Here is a 22158-nt window from a genome sequence, read left to right on the forward strand (position 1 = left end):
CATTCCTCCTATTTCCACCTTCAAGCCGAAAAGAGCAGATATTATATCTGCTCTTTTTCATCATCAAAGAAAAAGTCATCGTCTTTGATCGGCTCAACGGTCGCTTTCTTGTACCCGTTCCCCTTCATGGAGAAGAAGTCATGTGATTTTGTCTTTGTATTTAATCCGTTTAAAACGATCGGATTAATGTCTTCCTCTTCAAAGTACGGATCAAATCCAAGGTTCATCAGCGCTTTATTCGCATTATAGCGGATGAACTTCTTGACATCGTGGGAGAGTCCGACTTGATCGTATAAGTCCTCGGTATACTCAAGCTCATTCTCATAAAGCTCATTCAAAAGGTCAATGGCAAATTCGCGAAGCTCTGCTTTTGTCTCTTCTGTCTGCTTATTGTAGATTTCTTGAGCGAGAAGTCCGACATAAACACCGTGAATCGCTTCATCACGAAGGATCAGGTTGATAATTTCACCGCTTTGCATCAGTTTTCCTTGTCCGTAGAAATATAACGGATAATAGAAACCGCTATAGAATAGGAAGCTTTCTAAATACACAGATGCAACCATTGCTTTGAACAGTGAAATCTCGTCATCTTTTTTAATCGCTTTGTAGAGTCCGACGATGATTTGCGCTTTTTTCTGCAAAAATTTGTTTTGTTTGACCCATTCGAATACTTCATTAATCGTTTCAGTCGGTGCCAGTGTCATGAAAATATTAGAGTACGATTTTGCGTGAACGGCGTTCTCCATCATCGCCATAAAATTCAGCACGGCTTTCCGCTGGTGGCCGTCTACGTGTTCAGCCACGATCGGCATTCCTGTATTTCCCTGCTCTGTATCAAGAAGAGTCAATCCGGCCAGTACCTTCATATACGTGTCTTGCTCGTTTTTCCCGAGGTACTTCCAAGTGAGGAGATCGCCGTTTAAAGCAATCTCTTCCGGAAGCCAGAACTGTTTCACATTTTGGTTATAGAACATTTGGGTAAAGTCGTCTTCATGCTTTGACCAGTTTGCTGCGTCATAAATTTTCGTCACTATAAACTCTCCTTTAATCAAACAACACAAGAAAGGCAGCTGTCTTGCCCAGTATCTTTCGTTCTTGCATAGTAAATGGTTTTAATTCCTCTGTGATGTGCATACAAATCAATCCGGTTTAAATCACGAGTCGTCATTGTATCTTTTAGGAACAATGTAAAGCTGATTCCCTGATCAACGTGCTGCTGGATTGTCGCGATCATATCTACGACTTTGAACATATCCATATCATAGGCTTCTTTGTAGAAGAACCAGTTATTAGATGCAAGCCCAGGCATTGGGTAGTACGTTTTTGAGTTGCCGTATGTTCTTTCTTCAATCCGTTCCATAATCGGCATGACAGATGCCGTGCTTGACTGAACGTATGAAATCGAGCCTGTCGGCGCAATGCATAATCTGTAGCTGTGATACATGCCGTGTTCAGCCACAAATGCTTTTAATTGTTTCCAGTCCTCTGTCGTCGGGATATGCATACCTTCAAACAGATTTGCGATTTTTTCGTATTTCGGCGAGAAATCAGTTGAAACGTATTTATCGAAGTATTCACCAGTTGCATAGGTTGATCCTTCATATTGATCAAACGTCTCGCCCTTCTCTTTTGCGATCTCTGCAGAACGCTGGATAGAGTAGAAGTTCACCATCATAAAGAATGTGTTCGCAAAGTCGCGCGCTTCTGGACTTTCATACGCGATGCCGTTTTGCGCAAGGTATCCGTGAAGGTTCATAGCGCCGAGACCGATTGATTTCATCGCTTTGTTTGCCCGTCTTACAGCAGGTGCATTACGGATATCAGTCGTTTCAGATACGTGAGTTAAGGAATCAGTCGCAAGCTTAACAGTCTTTTCAATCGATTTGTGCTCCATCACGTTGAGAATGTTAAGCGATCCCAGGTTGCAGGAAATATCCAAACCGATTTCATCTTCTACATCGTAGTCAGTGTAAGAAGAAACCTGAGATGCCTGCAGCACTTCAGAGCAAAGATTAGAAAATTTCACCTTTGAAATATGGTTATTCGCATGTACTTTGTTGACATTATCCTGGAACATGATGTATGGATAGCCTGATTCAGAACGAAGCACCGCCAGTTTTTCGAGCAATTTCCGCGGGTTGATTTTCTCTTTTTTCACCCTAGGGTTGTCGACAAACTTATCGTACATTTCATTCATGTCCATTTCGTCCATGTGCTGTCCGTACTCTTTATAGATGGTATGCGGATAGAATACATAAGCCGCTTTGTCCTCACGCGCAAGCTCAACGAACTTGTCCGGAATGACTACACCGATAGAAAGTGTTTTGACGCGCACATCCTCGTCGGCAGAAATCTTTTTCGTATCGAGAAAATCATTGATATCGCGGTGGAAAATGTTTAAATACGCCGCACCAGATCCTTGTCTTTGTCCCATTTGGTCAGCATAACGGAACGCGTTATCAAGAAGCTTCATGACGCCTACAACACCTTTTGTGGCATTTTCAACATCTTTGATGGCTTCACCTTTCGCGCGAAGCTTGGACAGGTTAAGAGAAACCCCGCCGCCCAGTTTAGAAAGCTGCATGGAGATATCGATCGCTCTTGAAATATCATTTAATGAATCATTGACTTCGAGCAAGAAGCAGCTCACCAGTTCTCCGCGGCGTTTTCTGCCAGCGTTCAAGAATGTCGGTGTGCTCGGCTGATATTCCTGATTGATCATCAGGTTGACATATTCTTTTGCTTTCTCAGTGTCGCCGTTTGCGAAGAACAGCGCAACAATTGAGATCCGGTCCTCATAACGCTCGAGGATTTTTTTCTTGTCATTCGTTTTCAAAGCATAGTCATTATAGAATTTAAATGCACTCATGAAGGAAGGAAAACGAAACTTCTTAGCGTAAGCTGTCTTAAACACTTCTTTAATGTCTTCAAAAGAATAAAGGCTTAAAAATTCTTCTTCATAGTATTGATTTTCAATCAAATAATCCAGCTTCTCTTTTAAATCGTGAAAGAATACTGTGTTTTGATTGATATAATCTACAAAATAGCTATGTACAGCCTCTTTATCCTTATCAAACTGGAATTTTCCATCTTTTTGGATCATGATTTCGTTATTTAACTGGATCCATTTTGGCACTTGATTTTGTGACAACTCTTTCTACCTCCTGAGTAAACAATTCAACGTCTTTAGATGTGCCGCTGAGTTCAAATTTGTGCAAAATCGGCACCTGATATTGTCTTGAAATGGTATCGGCGCTTTTCGCAAAGTTATCGCCCCATACTTTATTGCCGCTCGCAGCGACCCCTAATAAGAGATGGGCGTATTTTTCGAGAAATGATTGTGTTGATGCCGGTACCTGGCCGAAGTTTGTCGTGTAGGTGACCAAAACAAACGGAGTGTCCAGGTGGTCAATTTCGTCCACCTTGCGTATTTGCTGAAAGTCTATTTTATTCACAAAGCGCTGAACATTCCCTGTTTTTGAATCAAATATGATTTGTACCACGTTTTATCACGACCTATCAAAAAATATGAATCTCTCAACCACTAACACTATATATAGTATACTACCCTCTGGTAAAAACACAATATATAGATTCGTTTTAATAAAAAATTCATATTTTCTCTCTGGCACCCTCATCAGGGCCCAAAAAAGAGAGCAGAACGAGAATCATCTCTCATCCTACTCGAAGTGTCGTTTTTAAGCCGATGTATATCATAACATGAAAAAAAACTGCTTAGTAGTCTAGATTTTTTTTTCTTATACTGTCACAGCATTTTTCGCTTTCGACTGTTTCTTCTATTTCTGCATCAGCGCCGATTTCTTCTAAAACTGCCTTCAACGCGCTTATAATTGAGGCTTCTCTGATTAATTCTTTTCCATTAACAATAATACTCGTTCCATATTCATAGCAGGAATCGTCTTCACAGATTTCTTCCCAGTGATTGACAATAATCTTATGCTTCATCATTTCACCCTCTGTATGTTCTGTGTCAGTATTCAGTTTAGCGATCTGCGTCTGCTTTGTAAAATTCCATGCTTGTGAATTTTATTCAAGCTCATCAGACGGAAACGCTTTTTTAAGCTTTACCTTGTTATCAGCCTCATTATACTCATAAATTTCTATATTGCCGTCATTTACGATTCCAAAATGATTATTTTCGAGCGGAAATGAACTTGGCTGGGGCGTTTCATAAGAATTTCCGCTATCTGTTTCAATCACTGTTTCATCTCTCCCGCACGCACCAAACAATAAGAACACAGCAATCCAGACAAGTGCAATTCTGATTCGTCTCAACTCCGCTTCAGATTCAGAAAACATTCGTTCACTCCTCTCACGTTCAAATTTTTTACATTATATACACTTTCCCCCTTCTTATGTTCTCATTATAAAAAAGACCACGCAAGATAAAAAACAAGAGAGGCTGCTGTGTTAGCCTTTTAGCCCCTCCCTTTCTTGCTTCTGTACATAAATGGATACTGAACCTCCGTTTACATGAAACTCTCCCCATCCATCAGAATGAATTGTAACAGGATCGGAGCGGTTCCCAGTAATGTCATACCATGCCTCGCCGGCATTTTGCTTTCCGACGTACATCCTCTTTGACCCGCCAGGACCGTCTGTGATTAATGCAGCCAATCCTGATTGGGCGGCCGATTGATCACCTTCCCTCGTCCAGCCAATCACATCCTCATGGTCAAAATAATCATGCTGGGTCCCGTATGCATAATGTTTACGCGCTTTTAAAATGGGTTCTATTTTATTTTTGAGCGACGGAATTTCCCTTGACGATGAACCCTTTGTTCCATACATATCTCCATAGAAAACCTGCGGGTAACCAGCCTCTCTTGTTAAAATGAAGGCATAAGCGAGGGGCTTAAACCATGTTTGTACAGTCGACTCCAATGATTGCCCCGGCTGTGTATCATGATTTTCCACAAATGTTACCGCTTGCATCGGATGCTTCGATACGACAGTGCCATCCAGCAAATGTCTCATATCATAGCCGCCCCCCTGTGAGGATGCAGCCTGCAAATGATAGTGAAGCGGGACATCAAAAACAGATTGCTTAAAATCAGTTTTATTCAAATAGTTTTCGAGCTCGTTCAGGTTATTTTGCCAATACTCTGCAACTGTAAACATTTCCTTTCCTGTTGATTGTCTGACTGCCTTTACCCAATCACTCAGAAAAGAAAATTTAATATGTTTAACAGCGTCGAGCCGAAAACCGTCGAGTTGAAGCTCGTTTGCATACCAGGTACCCCATCTTTTCGTTTCTGCGACAACATCCGGATGATCATAGTCAACGTCTGCATACATCAAATAATCGTAGTTGCCGTTTTCCCTTGATACTTCCCAATCCCATGCCTTTCCATCCCCTCGAAACTTATAGATGCGGTTCAGCTTTCGGGATTCGTCCCAATCCGCTCCGTCGAAATGGTACCAATGCCACTTAAAATCGCTGTACGTGCTTCCGCGGCCCGGGTAATGAAAGCCTGTCCATGCTTTTATTTGATACTCTCCTGATGTTTCCTGATTTCTATCGTTTGGATTCACTTCGACCGCGGTTACATCTTCCGTTGCATCCGCGCCTGCCTTATGATTCAAAACAACATCACCGTATACTTGAATGTTTTGCGAATGCAGGGAGCTGATCGCTGACTGAAGCTCCGGTTTTGTGCCGTATTTTGTGCGCATCGTCCCTTTTTGCTGAAATTCTCCTAAATCGTACAAATCATATGGGCCATATCCATTGTCAGATTGACTCGTTCCTTTGTATGCAGGCGGAATCCATACAGCAGTGATTCCAATTTCAGATAAATGCCCCGCATCTTCTTGCAAGCGTTTCCAATGTTGTCCGTCATTAGGCAGGTACCATTCAAAGTACTGCATCAGCGTGCCATTTACGCTTGCAGCCCAAGTTTTAGATACCGGCAGCGTGACAAACAGCAATGTTAAGAAAAACACCAGACCGCATGATATGGCACGTTTTCGTTTGTGAATCATTCTCCTCTCCCCTTTCCAGCATGATCACAAATCATTGTACAACAATAGGGGTTTTACACAAATAACCAATTTCCTATATTTTTTGTAATCTCTATAGGAATTTCTGCGACACAAAAAACCTCGGGCTGAAAGCCCGAGGTTTTTCTATTTCGTTTTATCTTTATGGTCTATTCTAATTCAAGCTGGACGTTTTTTTGCGGTGCAAAAGTCGAGATCGCATGTTTATATATAAGCTGCTGCTTACCTTCCGATTCTAGCAATACGGTAAAGTTATCAAAGCCTTTCACCTGGCCGCGCAATTGAAAGCCGTTCAGTAAAAAAACAGTGACATACGTATTTTCTTTGCGGATTTGATTCAAAAACTGATCCTGAATATTAATCGGTTTCATGTTTCGTCCTCCTTGATTCTCTATATCATACAGTTTCGATTAAAGTTGCAGTTTTCCTGCTATATGTGTGAAAATTTCCTTTTTTTTCAGCTCCATATCAACAGGCGGGGTCATATCGAACCAGTCAACCGGCATTTTGTTGCGAAACCACGTCAGCTGGCGTTTCGCATACCGTCTGGAGTTTTGTTTTAATTGCTCGACAGCCTCAGAAAGTGTCACAAATCCGTCAAAATATGCGTACAGCTCCTTGTAGCCGATCGCCTGTATCGATTGACAGTCTCTCAATTTTCGGTCGTAGAGCTGTTTCACTTCCGGAAGAAGTCCGGCTTCCATCATCAGATCGACTCGCTGATTAATCCTGTCGTAAAGCGTGTCTCTGTCCATTGTAAGCCCGATTAATACAGCATTGTACAGCAGCTCCCGCTTTTGCTCTTTTAAATGCTGCGACATCGTTTTACCAGATGTATGTAAAATCTCCAGTGCGCGAATCACTCTTCTTGTATTATTCGGATGAATCGCTTTTGCTGCCTCCGGATCAGCCGCAGCCAGCTTAGCATGAAGGAATTCAGCCCCCTCCTGCGACGCAGCCTTCTGCATTTCTTCCCGAAACGCCGGATCGTTCGCCTCGTCCGTAAAGGTATAATCGTAAAGGACGGATTGAATGTAAAGCCCCGTACCGCCTACAATCATCGGAAGCTTTCCTTTTTTTGCGATTTCGCTGATTTTATTTCTGACCAAGCCTTGATAATCCGCGGTGGAAAAAGAATCTGCCGGGTCTAGAATGTCAATCAGATGATGCGGCACACCTTCTGTCTCCTGTTCAGAGATTTTAGCTGTCCCGATGTCCATTCCTTTATAAACCTGCATGGAATCCCCGCTGATAATTTCCGCGTTCAAAGCCTTAGCAAGCTGAATGCTTAAATTGGTTTTCCCCACTGCCGTTGGTCCGACTAATATGACAACGGGCTGTTTGTTATTTTTCACTATGTATCACTCTCTTTTACAAATCTCCCCCTATTATAGCACTCATCATATATAACCACCTATCCATTTTGCCCTTTTTTTGCAGCAGTAAACATTTCTTCTACCAGCCAAGAGGCTCATTTCCGACAATTTCCCGTGTCTTGCCTTTCAAATGATGGCGATGCGTTTTTCTGCTGTTATTTCGGGGATCGTACACTACGCCTCCGTAACGGATCTGAATCGGCTCGTTATAAGCGAGATAAGTGTTTTCTTCAATTTTGTGATAATGTGTGCCGTCAGCCCTGGGAATGGCAGGGCCCGAGATCCCGTAATAGCGGTGGAAATGACCATTTTCAAACGAAGTAATCCCAGTGAAGTAGTGTGTATGGCGATCCGTATTCGTTCCGTTTGCCGGCTGAGTAAAACCTTCAATGATATGATAATGCCCCTGTTCACTGGTTGTTTTAGCACGATAAGCATGTACGTGAGGCGGCGCCATGGCCCAGTCAGACTGATACAGGCCCAATCAATTCACTCTCCTTCTTTTTCAGCTGAACGCCCAATCAAATTTGGGTAGGCTGAATACACTGCATCATCTACACTTTATTATTGGAGGAAAGAAAAAATGAACGAAGTGGAATATTTCATTGACGAAAATGATGCAAGAATCTTTGGCAGACCAGGGTTCGGCTACGGGTTTGGACGGCCAGGTTTTGGATTTGGAAGACCTGGGTTTGGCTATGGCTATGGCTTTGGACGGCCGTTTGGATTTTACGGAGGACCTTTTTTTGGCGGGCTGGTAGGCGGACTTGTAGGAAGTGCTTTATTTAACCCTTATTTTTATGGCGGGTATCCTTATCCCCCGTACCCGTATTACTACTAAACCCGGCAGACCCCTTATAAAAGGGGTCTTTTTTATCCCCCGAATCTGAGTTGAAATGAATCTCTTGACTCATACATAGGTTTGCACTAATATTTTTCTAGCTGATGATCTTTTCATTAACTTACATTTATCATATTTTGAGTGAGGAGGATTACGATGATGATCGGTTATTTATTCCTCACAATTGCCATATGCTCAGAATCAATCGGAGCGGCCATGCTGAAAGTGTCTGATGGCTTCAAAAAGTGGAAGCCGAGCGCATTGGTCGTGATTGGTTATTCCCTTGCCTTTTATATGCTGTCGCTTACCTTAAACCGCATCCCTCTAAGCCTTTCATATGCGACATGGAGCGGCGTGGGTACGGTGCTGACGGCCGTGATCGGTGCGAAATTTTTCAAGGAAAAACTGAATGTAAAAGGACTTATTGGGATTGCTCTATTAATTTCAGGTGTTGTGCTGCTTAATTGGCAGTAAGGGAGTGTTGTATATGAGAGGATTTCTTTATTTGGCTCTTGCCATATTATCTGAGGTATTTGGGAGCACAATGCTCAAACTCTCCGAAGGCTTTACGCAATTCTGGCCTATTATCGGAGTGGCTGCCGGATTTCTGTCCGCCTTCACGTTTTTAAGCTTTTCTTTAAGAACCATAGACTTATCAAGCGCTTACGCCACTTGGTCCGGTATCGGGACGGCGCTTACAGCTGTAGTCGGTTTTTTGCTTTTTGGCGAAACCATCAGCTTGAAGGGTATATTTGGGCTAACACTCGTTATTGCAGGCGTTGTGCTGTTAAATCAGTCAAAAGCCCCTAATAAAGAAAAAAAGCAGACGGCCTGTCAGTGACCGTCTGCTTTTTTATGATTGCTCCGATATTTTTACAGAAGCTTCTAGCTGCAGTTCGACGTTTCCTTGAATGGCTCGTGAGATCATGCAGGAAGACTCCGCTTTTTCACAAAGCTTGTGGGCTAACGCAACGTCTTCTTCTGAGGCATCGTGTCTGAGGACTACTGCGGGGCGGTGAATGATTTTTTTGTATGTAAAGATCCCTCTTGTCACATCGACTATGCCTTCTGATTCCATCTGCAGATCTTCTTTTTCCAGTCCGCTTCTTTCCATCATAGCAGCAAGCGTAATAATATAACAGGTTGCCGCTGCCCCGAGAAGCATTTCATCCGGGTTGGTCCCCTCCCCCGGTCCGTCCATTTCTTTAGGAATAGAAATAGACGTGATGAGATTCCCGCTTTCGATTGTGCCGACATCATTGCGTTTTCCCGGCCAATTCGCTTTTAAATAAAAATGATGATCTGCCATTTGATTGCCTCCTTCAATGGATTCCATTTCAGTCTACTGATCTTCCTTGATTTTGTCCTCTGATTTGCTTATTAGGAATATTCTTTTTCAAGTACATGTTTTATCGCCCGGACATAAGAGTAGAATTCACTGGTTTTCGTGTATTTCCTATCTTTATAGTAAAAATCATCAAAAAAGGCTTCTCTCTGTTCACGGCTGATTTCCAGCTGGATACTCAGCCCGGTTTCCCCCTGGTTATTAATGTTATCTGCACTTAATCCTGCAAGGCCGCTTTGAGAGGACGCTAATTCAGCGGAAAACCCTCTTTTTTCAAGAGCTCTGACAATCATTTTCGCCCGCTTACGGTCTGTTCCTCCGACAAGTGTATTTTTCTTTTCTCCTTTATATCCGTGAAAAGCGACAACGTACTGGTGCTCCTTGATCTTCTCTTCAGCCAATGGCTCATCAAAGTTGGTGCTTGTAATGTGCAGCGTTTGATTACCATGTGACTTTAAGCCCTCAAACAGGTAAGTCGAGTAGTCATCGTTGAAATAACGCACAAGCTCACTTACTCCGCCTTCAATTCTTCCGCCGTGCGGAGACATGATTAAAACTTTGCTCCCTTTTTTCTCTTGATAAGAAATATCATAATCAGCAGGGTTCTCATTCTCTGCCAGACTGCTGAAATTTGAATATGTATCCGGCTGGTTGGATGGTTCAGGTTCTAATGAGTAATGAACATATCTTATGAATAAGACTATGGCTAAGACTAATATGACATTTAGTAAAAATCTTCTCATGTTAAACTCCTTTCACAAGAATGGCAAGGTTCATTATATGAGGTATAGTCAATAGGTTTTATCTTACCATTGTATACACCATATCATCAGTGAAAAAGTTCCCGGTTTCAAAAAATCAATTGAATGTCACATTTATCAGCGGTTATATTCAAATATCAGTGAAAAAAGATTGAGAGGAAAAACGAAAAAGGTAGGAATAACCTCACTTGGTAATTAAATGTATAGAGGAATAAGGAAGGTTTTACTAAAAACCAGGCTGTCCGGGATGCTGAAGCGGACGGCCTGTTATAGTCCTGCGAACCGGGGTTCTTGCTTCCTTGTTCGCACAAAGTCACAGGAGAGGATAGAGTCTAATAAAAACGTTCTGATCTGATGGTTCGTAAAACAAAAAGCTTTAATTTGTGTTTTGCTTTTCTGCCTGACGATAATCGTTCTTTTTGTTATGGTGCCGTCTTTCTTCATATATATAATGCTGATTGGTATCTGATCTTCCAAAGACCGGCGTAAGAAGATATTCATACGATTATCGCTCCTCCTGTTTGATATATATAAATGATAATACGAACAAACGTTCTTTTTCAATACCCAATGATTAACAGTACACATGATTCTTTCGTATCAGATTCAAAAGATTCATAAAAACAAACTCTTGTCCGCCTCCTCTAAAGGACAAACAAACTTACCAAACATATGATCCACTCATAGAGTATACAGAGAACTTCATAATAGGAGGAAAATCTATGTTTGGCTACTCTATGGTACAAATGGTGAGAGCAAACGCTCATAAGCTTGATTGGCCATTGCGTGAAAGCGTCTTGCAGCTCTACAAGCCCTTCAAGTGGACTCCTTGCTTTTTACATCAGTTTTTTGAAACAAAATTAAAAAACAGAAAAAAAATGTCGGTCATCATTGAATTCGAGGAAGGCTGCCATGAGGCCGGCTTTCAAATGGCGGGACGGGTTTTACAAAAAGAAAAACGCAGCAAGCTAAAAAACCGTTTTAACAAAATCAATTGCTGCAGCGCAGAGGTTACCCCTTCAGCATTGCATTCTCTTCTTTCTGAATGCAGCGATATTCGCAAAGTGTATTTAAACCGCGAAGTCAAAGCGCTTCTTGACACAGCAGCCGAAGCAAGCCATGCAAAGGAAGTCGTCAGAAGCGGGCAAACCTTAACCGGTAAAGGCGTTACAGTCGCAGTAGTCGATACAGGAATCTACCCGCACCCTGACTTAGAGGGAAGAATTATTGGATTTGCCGATATGGTAAACCAAAAAACAGAGCCGTATGATGATAATGGACATGGCACACACTGCGCAGGTGATGTCGCAAGCAGCGGCGCGTCGTCTTCCGGCCGTTACCGCGGCCCTGCACCGGAAGCCAATTTAATCGGAGTAAAAGTGCTGAACAAACAAGGTTCAGGCACGTTAGCGGACATTATTGAAGGCGTCGAATGGTGTATTCAATATAATGAGGACAATCCGGATGAACCAATTGATATTATCAGCATGTCCCTTGGCGGCGATGCGCTGCGTTATGACAATGAACTGGAAGATCCATTAGTCAAAGCAGTTGAAGAAGCTTGGAACGCCGGGATTGTCGTCTGTGTTGCTGCCGGAAATTCAGGCCCTGATCCGCAGACAATTTCAAGCCCTGGTGTAAGCGAAAAAGTCATTACTGTCGGCGCGTTTGACGATAACAATACAGGAAGCAGCGAAGATGATACAGTTGCTTCTTTCTCAAGCCGCGGACCGACTGTATACGGGAAAGAAAAGCCCGATATTTTAGCACCGGGCGTAAACATCATATCCCTTCGCTCACCGAATTCATATATCGATAAGCTGCAAAAATCAAGCCGTGTAGGGTCTCATTATTTTACAATGTCGGGGACATCAATGGCAACGCCGATCTGTGCGGGAATCGCCGCCTTAATACTCCAGCAAAATCCAGATCTTACGCCGGACGAAGTGAAAGAGCTGCTTAAAAATGGGGCTGATAAATGGACAGGCGAAGACCCGAATATTTACGGTGCCGGAGCAATCAATGCTGAGAAAGCTATTCCTGGTGAATAAGATTTCATGATCTTCGTGAACACTGCTGGTTCGTTAAAGGGTCAGCAGTGTTTTTTAGCATACATAAGCCGGTATATCCCAGCAGAGTGTAAAACATAAAACAATTGGGAATAGTTACAGTATAGATCAAAAGGAGGAATGACTGATGGCACTCAACAACACTGAGCTTTCTGAATGGTTGAGAGAGCGGATCGGCCAGACGCTTGATATTAGAAAAGGCGAACTGACCAATAACCAAGACGAGATTTCAGATTTGGATCAGATTGTTCTTCACCTTCAAAAAGTGGGCATACGCAGCGCAAACCACCCTGACGACTACGTTGCAAATGACGAACTCGTCCTGGAAGGCGAAGGAACAACCTTTACTGAAGCTGGAGACGTACCGCTTCCGCAGAACGCTTATGAAATTCCTTTATTAGGGGATATTCACATTCACCAAGAAAATGGCGGATTGAAGGTACTGACAGATCGTGCGGTATATACTATTGATGTACAAAACAAATGAAGAAACTTTCACCTGGTCGAAAGAATACAGCGCCTTTGAAATTGCCCCAAAGGCGCTTTTTTGCATGGAATCATTTCCTTACCCGCAAGCCGATATTTTCGTCCCAAAACTATTGAACGGCACCTAAAATAGATATATAGTTTTAGACATAACAGGTTGTCGTTTCCAATGGGATTCTGTTATACAGATTGCGCAAAGCTTTCTTTTACATCTGGTCTAAACTGAATAAATGCATCTGTCTTAATCTATTAGGCGAGGAGAATGGAAAATGGAAAATTTGATGTTTCATCCGCATGCTAAAGAGTTTCATGAAAACCCCTTTTCAGTTTTAGGCCGTTTTAGAGAACACGCACCCATTCATCGATTCGAATTACACCGTTTTGGAAGTACATATCCGGCGTGGTTAATCACCCGTTACGATGATTGCATGGCATTTCTTAAAGACAACCGAATTACAAGAGACGTTAAAAATGTAATGAGTAAAGAACAAATTGAAATGCTCAATGTCAGTGAAGACGTTGATTTTGTATCAGATCATATGCTGGCAAAAGACACACCTGACCATACTCGTTTAAGGTCACTGGTTCACCAAGCATTTACCCCCCGCGCCATTGAAAATCTACGCATCAGCATCGAACAAATTACTGAACGATTGTTAGATGAAATGGAAAAAGAGAATGAAACAGACTTTATGGCATCCTTTGCCTCTCCGTTACCGTTTATCGTGATTTCTGAAATGATGGGCATACCGAAAGAGGATCGGGCACAGTTTCAAATATGGACCAATGCCATGGTTGATACTTCAGAGGCCAACCGAGAACTGACCAATCAGGCTCTTCGGGAGTTTAAAGACTATGTTGGCAAGTTAATTCATGAAAGAAGAATACAGGCAAAAGACGATTTGATCAGTAAACTTGTGCATGCTGAAGAAGACGGCCAAACGTTAAGTGAAAAAGAACTTTACTCTATGCTGTTCCTTTTGGTGGTAGCAGGGCTTGAAACGACGGTTAACTTAATCGGATCTGGCACCCTTGCATTGCTTCAGCACAAGGAAGAATTAGAGAAACTGAAACTGCATCCTGAAATGATAGATACAGCCGTTGAAGAATTGCTGCGCTACACCTCCCCTGTCGTTATGATGGCAAATCGGTGGGCCATTGAAGACTTCTCCTACCAAGGCCATTCTATCAAAAAGGGAGACATGATTTTTATAGGAATCGGTTCTGCCAATCGAGATCCTGAACGATTTGAAAATCCAGAAACATTCGATATAACCAGAACACCTAATCGGCATATCTCTTTCGGCTTTGGGATACACTTCTGTTTAGGAGCGCCGCTGGCAAGATTGGAAGGGCAAATTGCGTTTAACGCACTGCTGAAACGATTTCCGCAAATTGAACTTACGGTAACGCCAGAAGAGTTGAAATGGAGAAAAAATGCTTTTTTAAGAGGATTAGAAAGTCTTCCAGTCTCACTTGCAAGGAAAGATTCACTTTCACACCTCAGCTGATTTTTTCAGCAGATAAAAATCCCCCTTTTAAAGGGGGATTTTAAATTTCCTCAGCGCTTTACCAATTCATCAGCGTTTTCTTCGCTGGCTTCATGTTTTTTGCGAAAAGCCTTAAGGAAATTCGCGTTTACTACGCCTCTGTTTGAGTATAGTTTTTCACAAAACTCCAGCATGGCGCTGGACGCTTTAGATTCTGTTAACATCATCATGTGATTGCTGGAATCGACATCCACCAGATGGAATTGAGGGATTTGCCGCTCCCATTCCTCCCAGTAGGCAGTATCATCCAACGGTATTTTTTCATTTGAAATGGCAAAGTAAATGTCCAAGTCTCCAAGGAATGACCTGCTTTTATTGCGGAAATAATAACATTTTACCGCTTCAGGATCCACAAGCGGCTGCACAGTGTACGCCTCAAATTCATAAGCATGCTGAGTTTTGACCATTTGGTTAAGCTGAGTCCGTATTCTCTTCTCTGGTTTGTTTAATCCCCGCTTTCTTGCTAAACCAATCAGTTCAGTTAAAAATTCCTCTTCCTCTCTGTCAACATCTACCTCTTCACGGCTGATGAGAACGTCTGTAAGCTTTTCCGGCTGAACAATAGATGCCAGCATCGTATTTATCGTTTGAAGCATTGACGTTTTTACAGAAGGCTCATTTTGTTCACGTCCAGGACTGTAAGGGGAATCAATCATGACCATGCTTTTTACAGCAAGCCCCTGCCTTTGCAGCTGGCGTGTTACTTCATATGCGAGCAGTCCGCCTAAGGAATATCCGCCTACATCATAAGGGCCTTCCGGCTGTACGGCTCGCATAATGTCTATATAATAGGAAGCCATTTGTTCAATTCCGTGTAAAGGAGCATGATTTGTCATAAAGCCCCTGGCTTGAATGCCGTAAAAAGGACGCTGGCTTTTCTTCGCAAATGGCGTATAGATTTCTACACCGCCTACTCCTCCATGAAACCAAAATACAGGGCGCCCCCGCTTGCCATCATTTAACGGTATCAATTCCGGAAATGACCGGCTGACAGTCTGGACTGACTGGTCTTGTACTGTGTTTTCCCGTTTCGTTGCTATCAAGTCCACCATATTCTGCACGGTTTGACACGTTTGCAGCTCTGCCAGGCTGATTGACAGGCCAGCTTCTGCTTGCAATTGCTGCAATAACTGTATACAAACGATAGAATCAAACCCGTAATCTTGTAATGCCTTTTGAGGATTTAATTCTTCAGGCGTCATGCCCAACACATCAGATATCATTTGAATATCGTTTCTTTTGTGAAGGGGAATCTCAGCATTTGAAAAAGCAGGTGCTATTTCTGGTGACAGAAAGCCATTCCAGCAATTTCTTTTTTCAAACGGATAGGCGGGCAATGATATTCTCCGCGCACCTTTTCCTCGATGAAGCTGCTCCCATGGAATTTGCACTCCTTTTGCCCAGCAAAACGCGATCTTTTCAAGATGGTTTTCAGACAATAGTGTCTGCATCACGATATCGCCCAATGTTCCCTCAAGCAAGGCGCCGATATCTGACAAGCCTTCTTCTGAATTTCCGATAAAGCAAGGTACAGTGCTTTTCGGCTTTTCGGCTTTTTCCGCAGCTGTTAAGTACTCTTCCAATCCGAGTACGAGTTCATCCTTACTGCGGATGATCAAGGCCATCCGGTCACTCATCTCTTCTCGTCCGACTTGAAGTGTGTAAGCGTAATTTTGTAAAGACAGTTCTTTTTGCTGTTTTACATAGTCAAGCATCTGTTGAACAACGGCTCTTAGTCTGTCTTGGTTTTTTGCAGAAAGCACCACAATGTGCGGCTCATCTGTATGTTCAATTGCTGGTTCTGTATGAGAAGGAACATATTCTTCTAAGATGATGTGCGCGTTTATTCCTCCAAAACCATAGCTATTAATGCTTGCTCTGCGTGGTATCGTTCTGCCTGCATCATCCTGTATTTCTTCCCACTGCTGGTTTCTGTCAATCATCCGGAAACGCGTTTCCTTTATTGACACCTGATCATTCAATGAATCAAAACCGGGAATACCAGGTATTGTTTTATGCTGCATCGCCATGCTGACTTTCATAAGAGCAGCCATGCCTGAGACCAGTTCTCCATGCCCGATGCTCGGCTTTAAGCTGCTGATGTAACATGGCATTTCTCCTTGCAATTGGTGTGAATGCTCCGATTCGAGCTGTCTGTATCCCGATTTCAACGCTTCCACTTCTATAACGTCAGCCACTGGCGAGGCGATCCCGTGCGCTTCTATATAAGTCACCGTTTTCGGATCAACTTGCGACCCTTGATAAGCCTTCTTCATCGCATCCTTCATTCCGATCGGATTAGGCGCGTGCAGTGACATTCCCCTGCCGCCATGCGATACACCTGTCCCTTTAATGACAGAATAAATATGATCAGAGTCTTCAATGGCTTTTTGTAAAGGTTTAATGATGAGAACCCCTGCACCTTCACTTCGAACAAATCCATTCGCCTCTGCTTGAAAGGACTTGGCTTTTCCTTCCGCACTCAAATATCCCATTGAATCAAAGCCGATAAAGCCCTTTGGTGAGAGCAGAAGGTTCACAGCGCCAACAATGGCTTGCTCACATTCGCCGTTTCGAATGGATTGAATCGCTCTGTGCAAAGCGACAAGAGCTGAGGAACAGGCAGCCTCATAATATTCACTTGGCCCTTTTACATTCAGTGCATAGGAAATACGGTTTGGCATTAAGGAAGGAATCACAGCCGCATCGGTATTGCCGGCTGCGACAAAAACTCCTGTCGGGCAGCTGGATAAGGCTTGGCCTGTTATACCGGCGTCTTCCATCGCCTTCCACGCATGTGTCAAAAGCAGAAACTCCTGGGGATCCATTGTCGCTGCTTCTTTCGGTGAAATGCCGAAAAACAGCGGGTCAAACTCACCTATGCCTTCTATAAACCCGCCCCATTGAAGGCTTGACTGCTTCCCATCAGTATTTTCGGTATATTTTCGCCAATCCCAGCGTTCTTCCGGCACTTCAGAAATACAATTCCTCCCATGAACCAGGTTATCCCAAAATTCCGTTACATTGTTTGCTTTTGGAAACTGCCCTGACATGCCGATAATGGCTATACCGTCTGCCGTATATTCTTTTGTTTCATCCGTCTTTCTTTCATAGGTTTGCATTTGCATTATTTTATTTTCTTTTATATTCGGGGATTTCTGCTGTTGCTTGACCCCTCCAAACAATTGAACAAAGGATTTTTCATGTTTCTCGGCAAAAAAGTCGGCCAGTTCTTGAAGAGTCGGATATTCAAAAAACAATGTAGGATTTAGCTCAATCTTTGTCGCTGATTCCAGCTCTCTTGTCAACGCAATCAATTGGGAAGAATCGATCCCCAAATCCATGATATGAACTTTTGCAAGAGACAGTTTTGATGGATTGGCCGCCTTATCAGCCAGTTTATCTGTGATATAGCTTCGAATACGGTCTCTTATATCGTGTATTTGAACTTCCTGATTTTCCTCTTTGCTTCCTCGATCTGTTAAGCGGAATTGCTTTAAAGAGTAACCTGAATAGCGCATCACCGTTTCTGACGCTTCATTCATCACATCTATGTCAAACAGCAGCATTTCACCGGTATTCTTAACCAAAGTAATCAAAAGCCAGCAATCTTCTCTTATTTTATTTTTTGTGAATTGAATATCGTTGATTCCAAATGGCAAGAAATGCCCCTCTATGTCTAATTGTTCTGTGAAACTGAGAATTGCCAGGTAAGCACTGTTTGTAATCAATGGGCTGACAGTGTAATGATGCGCATTTGCCATGCCGTTTTGAGACAAACGCACTTTTGCAAGGATTGAATTATTGCCTCTGTACAGATGAGTGATGGTTTTATATAAGTCTCCCCACTCAGCGCCGCCGTCGATGGTTTGATACATTTGGTCAATATGATCCAGCTCTGTTAACGAACGTTTTACGCTTTCGATGTTTACTTTTTTTGTTTCAAAATGATCTTTTTGGCATTGCCCGATTGCGGCAGGCTTCCAAGTTTCAGATGCCCGCTCACGATACATGATTTGCAAATCGATTGCATGATCTTTCTGAAGAGGATCAGCTTTCACTTCAATTGTTTGCCCTTGGTTTATGACAACAGGGTTTAGATAACTTAATTTACTGATACGGCCGCTGATTTCCTCAGGAAACATTTCAAAAAATGCGTCAATCGCAAGACTTGCATAGGTTGCACCGACGAGCACCCGTTCTTTGTTGAACACATGGCCTTGAACGTAAGGCTCATCGTATACGAATGAATCTTGTATCAGCGGATGATTAACCGTTTGCTCATCATGCCTTTTCCCTTCTTCATGAGGCAGGGCACCGAATTGAAAGACTGTTTGATGGTCAAATGCATAGTGAGGCAGATTGATCCAGCCAGTTTCATTCCCTTGATGTATATGGTCAAAATAAATCGAAGCCCCCGCAGCCCATTGCTGTGCGGTTAAGCTTGTTTCTTCATGGGCTGACCCTGCATTTGTAGAAATCGCATCTGATTGTAAATCAAAGGATGTATAGATACCATCTTGGAGTGAGCTTTCTTTTGTTTTTTGGAAAATCTTTAGTTTTTCAATCAATTCCTGCGTCGACGATACCGAAAATGCAGCCCGATGTTCTAAGTCATGGTTGATCCTGTGCAGTGAGCGTACAACTGCTCCAATAGAAGAAGATGGTTTTTTTTCTAAAAACACTCGCAGTTTTTCAAGATAGCTGAGCAGGCTCCATTTCGTTTTCGCAGAAAAAACGGCCAGATATTCCTGCTGGTGAGGCACTGGATGTTGCTGCTCAGTTACAGCGCCGATAAATTCTTCTATAATGAGATTCGCATAGGCCCCTCCCGCTCCGAAAGAATTAATCATGCTTCTTCTGGGCAGATGCTTTCCTGTATCGGGATCTTTTAACCGCTGCCACGGCTCCGTTCGTTTTTGCAGATAAAATGCTGTGTTTTCCAGGTTAATATTTGGATTGACAGGGGCGGCATTAATCGTCGGCACAAGCGTCCCATTTTTCATCTGCAACAGAACTTTCGTGAGCTGAGAAATGCCGGAAGCCGCCTCCAAATGTCCAAGATTCGATTTTACAGAGCCTATCGCACAAAACTGTTTCTTATTTGTATACTGTTGAAATGCATTAGATAGTGCGATTACTTCAATCGGGTCACCTAACGCTGAACCATTTGCCGCAGATTCTATATAGCCGATTGTTTCCGGATCAATGCCGGATTGCTGAATGGACTTGGAGATTAATGCAGCTTGCTGCTTCGGATCTGGCGCTGTATACATCTGCCTTCCTCCGCTATGATTGGCAAAGCTGCTTTTGATGACGGCATAAATATGGTCGTGATCTTCTATCGCTTTAGAGAGCGGTTTTAGCAGGACGGCTCCGACGCCTTCACCCGGAATAAGCCCGCTTCCTGTGCCAAAGCTCTTGCTTTGATTTCCGTTCCCTAAAAGATTTGCGCGCTCCAGCGCATCATATTTAGAGAGATCCAATGTTAAATTGACACCGCCGGCTATTGCCATCGAACAGTTTTTCAGTTTCAAACTCTCACATGCAAGATGGATTGCGTTTAATGAACTGGAGCATGCGGAGCTGACAGCCAGACTTGGTCCTGTCAGGTTAAAAAAATGAGAAACGCGATTTGCAATATGCCAGTCTCCGCCATTAGAGCTCAGCACCGCTTGTTCTAATGAAGGGATATTCCAAAAATACTGATTATACATGTTTCCAACAAAGACACCTACTCCCGTTCCGTTGTCCTGCAGTTCATTTAATCGGATTTGAGAATAGCCGCCGTCCTCAAATGTTTCCCAGACGGTTTCTAAAAATAAACGAAGTTCCGGCGTCATTTCCATTACTTGATTCTGATCCGCTTCAAAAAGATGATGATCAAACGCATGTACGTCTTTTAAAAATCCGCCGTAGCGCTTCTTATCTGACGATTGTAATGATTCTTTCGACAAAGTGTTTACTAAAGATGTCCGCCATCTTGATTGCGGAGCCTCTGTAATACAATTATCCCCAGCTATTAAATGCTCCCAGAGCTCTTCTACGTTTTCAGACATCGGATAACGTCCGCTTATGCCGATAATTGCAATATCTTCTGTGCCGTAATGATTTGGTGTGGTTCTATGAGAAGGGAGTGCCTTTACGTTTTTCGCTGTTTCGGTTTCTGATTTTGGATTCGCCTTTGCTTGCTGAGTTTTAATTAGCTGCTGGTCTCCGCTAAAACGGCGCGTTTGATATGTAAACGGCTGTTCAGATTTTACTGGCTTCGCTTGAATAGAAGTTTCTTTATTTGCGGGCTGTGATTTTTCTTTCAGCAGTGATGTCCGCAGCTTCTCTTCATGCTCCTTTATCAGAAAATCGACGAGTTCTTTCGTATTGCTGTGTTCAAATAAAATTGTTTTCGGAAGCTCACCCGTCAGTTTTTCTAACTCACGAATAAAATTCACCTGCAAAATAGAATCGATTCCATACTTCTCAAACGTTGTTTCTGCATGTATACGCTCCGGTGATAGTTTTATTGATTTTGCTAACGTATGTTTCACAAATTGTGTCGTTTGTTCAAGAAGATTATCCTCATCACTATCCTTCGTTTGAGAATGATGTTCACCTAGATGGTAATCTATAATTTCTTCTGCTGGTTTTTCTGTTCGCGTTTTTTGACGGACGATTCCGTCACTTTCCGCTGCAATGATCTGCTGGCCGAGCTGATGTGATTGTTCAGCCATAAAGGAAACATAACGAAAGCCCTCACTCTCAAGCACCATTTTCCAAGAGTCTGGATATAAACCGGGGCAGCCCGGGATACGCAGATCAGGATCTTCATACAGCCACCAGCCCTCTAATAAGCCAAAGGTCAGGTGTGAATACACATTATGGTCATTAATCTCATTCAGAAGGAGCAGGCCGTTTTTCTTCAAAACCGCTTTGGCATTTCTCAATGTCTGCCGGATATTTTTCGTCGCATGAAGCACATTTGCAGCGACAACCACATCATATCCGCCCGCTTCTATATGTTGTTCAGCCGCCGGCTCTTCCACATTAAATACCTTATACGTCAAATAAGGGTTGTCCGGACCGTACATTTTTTCCGCATGCAGTAAAAACGCTTTGGAGAGATCTGTATAGCAATATTCTTTTATATGCGACTGATAGGCTTTCATTTTTTGAAAAACCGCAGCGCTTGTGCCGCCTGTTCCTGCTCCGATTTCTAGTATACGAATCCTTGCTTCAGGCTCTTGCTTTAGACGCTCCTGCATAAAGGCAGCCAAGGTGTCTGCCAGCACATCGTTAAAATAGTCTGCGACTTGATTGTTTTTATAGATTCCTTCCACTAATTCCATAGATGAGTTCGGAAAAAGGATATCGGTGGCAGATGCCTTGCCGGTCAGAATATCCGGCAAGGCTTTAAGTGCAGTCTCTACTAACACCACCATGGCTTTCATGTTACTGTCTTGAAGCAAGTCTGCTTTTTTTTCATCCCATTCGTTCCACAATTCATTTATGTCCTCTGTTGAGCGGGTTACGGCGTATCCATTTGCCATTTGTTGAAGAAAACCATGCCGCTCCAAAATCGCTAGGCTCTCCTCAAACCATCTGCCATAGAAATTCTGCAGCATCGGCTGGGGCTTATTTTCCTTGAAAAATCCTATGGACTGCAATTGTGCTAACAGCATCTTACAGAGAATGTCTTCTGTGTTTCGCAT

General features: G+C 42.9%; 19 protein-coding genes. 6 read left to right on the top strand and 13 right to left on the bottom strand.

Translation table 11 applies throughout. The annotated features are described in order from the left end of the window. Positions 1-41: 41 nt before the first annotated feature. The 9 genes from nrdF to DIC78_RS00650 all read right to left on the bottom strand — a co-directional run bounded on the left by nrdF (position 42) and on the right by DIC78_RS00650 (position 7857). Entirely contained in the window at positions 42-1031 is a 990-nt protein-coding gene (nrdF, locus tag DIC78_RS00610; RefSeq protein WP_044155791.1) for a class 1b ribonucleoside-diphosphate reductase subunit beta, read from the bottom strand. 17 nt (positions 1032-1048) lie between these two features. Continuing rightward, positions 1049-3151: a class 1b ribonucleoside-diphosphate reductase subunit alpha gene (gene nrdE, locus DIC78_RS00615; protein ID WP_106020805.1), complete on the bottom strand. Its 2103-nt coding sequence runs from the start codon at positions 3149-3151 to the stop codon at positions 1049-1051. Further along, the gene (gene nrdI, locus DIC78_RS00620; protein ID WP_024121498.1) at positions 3111-3503 is read right to left on the bottom strand and encodes a class Ib ribonucleoside-diphosphate reductase assembly flavoprotein NrdI; all 393 of its coding nucleotides are present in this window, start codon (positions 3501-3503) and stop codon (positions 3111-3113) included. Before nrdI ends, nrdE begins: the two co-directional genes overlap by 41 nt. Positions 3504-3735: 232 nt before the next feature. Next, positions 3736-3966 (bottom strand): hypothetical protein, encoded by a 231-nt coding sequence (locus DIC78_RS00625; RefSeq protein ID WP_024121497.1) that lies wholly within the window; start codon positions 3964-3966, stop codon positions 3736-3738. A gap of 81 nt (positions 3967-4047) precedes the next feature. Further along, complete coding sequence (locus DIC78_RS00630; RefSeq protein ID WP_127695158.1) at positions 4048-4320, bottom strand: YmzC family protein; 273 nt, start codon at positions 4318-4320, stop codon at positions 4048-4050. A gap of 111 nt (positions 4321-4431) precedes the next feature. After that, on the bottom strand, positions 4432-6006 hold the full coding sequence (gene amyS / locus DIC78_RS00635; protein ID WP_127695160.1) for an alpha-amylase: 1575 nt from the start codon (positions 6004-6006) through the stop codon (positions 4432-4434). A 167-nt stretch (positions 6007-6173) separates the two neighbouring features. Further along, entirely contained in the window at positions 6174-6395 is a 222-nt protein-coding gene (gene hfq, locus DIC78_RS00640; protein WP_003221097.1) for an RNA chaperone Hfq, read from the bottom strand. A 39-nt stretch (positions 6396-6434) separates the two neighbouring features. Further along, positions 6435-7379, bottom strand: a complete 945-nt coding sequence (gene miaA / locus DIC78_RS00645) for a tRNA (adenosine(37)-N6)-dimethylallyltransferase MiaA (RefSeq protein WP_101863293.1) — start codon at positions 7377-7379, stop codon at positions 6435-6437. Between the two features lie 100 nt (positions 7380-7479). Continuing rightward, the gene (locus tag DIC78_RS00650; RefSeq protein ID WP_240671154.1) at positions 7480-7857 is read right to left on the bottom strand and encodes a YmaF family protein; all 378 of its coding nucleotides are present in this window, start codon (positions 7855-7857) and stop codon (positions 7480-7482) included. Positions 7858-7983: 126 nt separating this feature from the next. On the opposite strand from DIC78_RS00650, the gene DIC78_RS00655 reads away from it, so the two are divergent. The 3 genes from DIC78_RS00655 to erbB all read left to right on the top strand — a co-directional run bounded on the left by DIC78_RS00655 (position 7984) and on the right by erbB (position 9082). Then, positions 7984-8241 carry a hypothetical protein gene (locus tag DIC78_RS00655; protein WP_127695164.1) on the top strand — a complete coding sequence of 86 codons (258 nt, stop codon included), beginning with the start codon at positions 7984-7986 and terminating at the stop codon, positions 8239-8241. Positions 8242-8397: 156 nt separating this feature from the next. Continuing rightward, positions 8398-8715, top strand: coding sequence for a multidrug efflux SMR transporter subunit EbrA (gene ebrA, locus DIC78_RS00660; protein WP_024121491.1), 318 nt, complete (start codon positions 8398-8400; stop codon positions 8713-8715). A gap of 13 nt (positions 8716-8728) precedes the next feature. Continuing rightward, complete coding sequence (gene erbB / locus DIC78_RS00665) at positions 8729-9082, top strand: SMR family multidrug efflux transporter EbrB (protein WP_024121490.1); 354 nt, start codon at positions 8729-8731, stop codon at positions 9080-9082. A 12-nt stretch (positions 9083-9094) separates the two neighbouring features. Here erbB and DIC78_RS00670 read toward each other — a convergent pair whose 3' ends face one another. From DIC78_RS00670 to DIC78_RS00680, 3 genes are all read right to left on the bottom strand, one after another. Next, a complete protein-coding gene (locus DIC78_RS00670) occupies positions 9095-9550 on the bottom strand; it encodes an OsmC family protein (RefSeq protein ID WP_101863296.1) in 456 nt (151 codons plus the stop codon). Between the two features lie 71 nt (positions 9551-9621). Next, complete coding sequence (locus tag DIC78_RS00675) at positions 9622-10329, bottom strand: poly-gamma-glutamate hydrolase family protein (protein ID WP_127695166.1); 708 nt, start codon at positions 10327-10329, stop codon at positions 9622-9624. 285 nt (positions 10330-10614) lie between these two features. Continuing rightward, a complete protein-coding gene (locus DIC78_RS00680; RefSeq protein WP_024121487.1) occupies positions 10615-10848 on the bottom strand; it encodes a WYL domain-containing protein in 234 nt (77 codons plus the stop codon). 221 nt (positions 10849-11069) lie between these two features. Between DIC78_RS00680 and DIC78_RS00685 the strand changes: the two genes are divergently transcribed. The 3 genes from DIC78_RS00685 to DIC78_RS00695 all read left to right on the top strand — a co-directional run bounded on the left by DIC78_RS00685 (position 11070) and on the right by DIC78_RS00695 (position 14413). Beyond that, positions 11070-12398, top strand: a complete 1329-nt coding sequence (locus DIC78_RS00685) for a serine protease AprX (protein ID WP_127695168.1) — start codon at positions 11070-11072, stop codon at positions 12396-12398. Between the two features lie 145 nt (positions 12399-12543). Continuing rightward, positions 12544-12903 carry a protein YmzB gene (gene ymzB / locus DIC78_RS00690; RefSeq protein ID WP_024121485.1) on the top strand — a complete coding sequence of 120 codons (360 nt, stop codon included), beginning with the start codon at positions 12544-12546 and terminating at the stop codon, positions 12901-12903. Between the two features lie 268 nt (positions 12904-13171). Then, positions 13172-14413 (top strand): cytochrome P450 family protein, encoded by a 1242-nt coding sequence (locus DIC78_RS00695; protein ID WP_127695170.1) that lies wholly within the window; start codon positions 13172-13174, stop codon positions 14411-14413. A gap of 50 nt (positions 14414-14463) precedes the next feature. Here the strand turns inward: DIC78_RS00695 and DIC78_RS00700 are convergent, their stop codons facing one another. Further along, positions 14464-22158: a beta-ketoacyl synthase N-terminal-like domain-containing protein gene (locus DIC78_RS00700; RefSeq protein WP_127695172.1), complete on the bottom strand. Its 7695-nt coding sequence runs from the start codon at positions 22156-22158 to the stop codon at positions 14464-14466.

The organism is Bacillus halotolerans (assembly GCF_004006435.1).
Lineage (GTDB): Bacteria > Bacillota > Bacilli > Bacillales > Bacillaceae > Bacillus > Bacillus halotolerans.

Excerpts from the sequence above, each read along its gene's own strand:
- DIC78_RS00700 (WP_127695172.1), bottom strand. The coding sequence starts at position 22,158 with ATGCGAAACACAGAAGACATTCTCTGTAAGATGCTGTTAGCACAATTG.
- DIC78_RS00650 (WP_240671154.1), bottom strand. The coding sequence starts at position 7,857 with ATGGCGCCGCCTCACGTACATGCTTATCGTGCTAAAACAACCAGTGAA.
- ebrA (WP_024121491.1), top strand. The coding sequence starts at position 8,398 with ATGATGATCGGTTATTTATTCCTCACAATTGCCATATGCTCAGAATCA.
- ymzB (WP_024121485.1), top strand. The coding sequence starts at position 12,544 with ATGGCACTCAACAACACTGAGCTTTCTGAATGGTTGAGAGAGCGGATC.
- DIC78_RS00695 (WP_127695170.1), top strand. The coding sequence starts at position 13,172 with ATGGAAAATTTGATGTTTCATCCGCATGCTAAAGAGTTTCATGAAAAC.
- DIC78_RS00670 (WP_101863296.1), bottom strand. The coding sequence starts at position 9,550 with ATGGCAGATCATCATTTTTATTTAAAAGCGAATTGGCCGGGAAAACGC.
- erbB (WP_024121490.1), top strand. The coding sequence starts at position 8,729 with ATGAGAGGATTTCTTTATTTGGCTCTTGCCATATTATCTGAGGTATTT.
- hfq (WP_003221097.1), bottom strand. The coding sequence starts at position 6,395 with ATGAAACCGATTAATATTCAGGATCAGTTTTTGAATCAAATCCGCAAA.
- amyS (WP_127695160.1), bottom strand. The coding sequence starts at position 6,006 with ATGATTCACAAACGAAAACGTGCCATATCATGCGGTCTGGTGTTTTTC.
- DIC78_RS00625 (WP_024121497.1), bottom strand. The coding sequence starts at position 3,966 with ATGAAGCATAAGATTATTGTCAATCACTGGGAAGAAATCTGTGAAGAC.
- DIC78_RS00655 (WP_127695164.1), top strand. The coding sequence starts at position 7,984 with ATGAACGAAGTGGAATATTTCATTGACGAAAATGATGCAAGAATCTTT.
- DIC78_RS00675 (WP_127695166.1), bottom strand. The coding sequence starts at position 10,329 with ATGAGAAGATTTTTACTAAATGTCATATTAGTCTTAGCCATAGTCTTA.
- DIC78_RS00680 (WP_024121487.1), bottom strand. The coding sequence starts at position 10,848 with ATGAATATCTTCTTACGCCGGTCTTTGGAAGATCAGATACCAATCAGC.
- DIC78_RS00685 (WP_127695168.1), top strand. The coding sequence starts at position 11,070 with ATGTTTGGCTACTCTATGGTACAAATGGTGAGAGCAAACGCTCATAAG.
- DIC78_RS00630 (WP_127695158.1), bottom strand. The coding sequence starts at position 4,320 with ATGTTTTCTGAATCTGAAGCGGAGTTGAGACGAATCAGAATTGCACTT.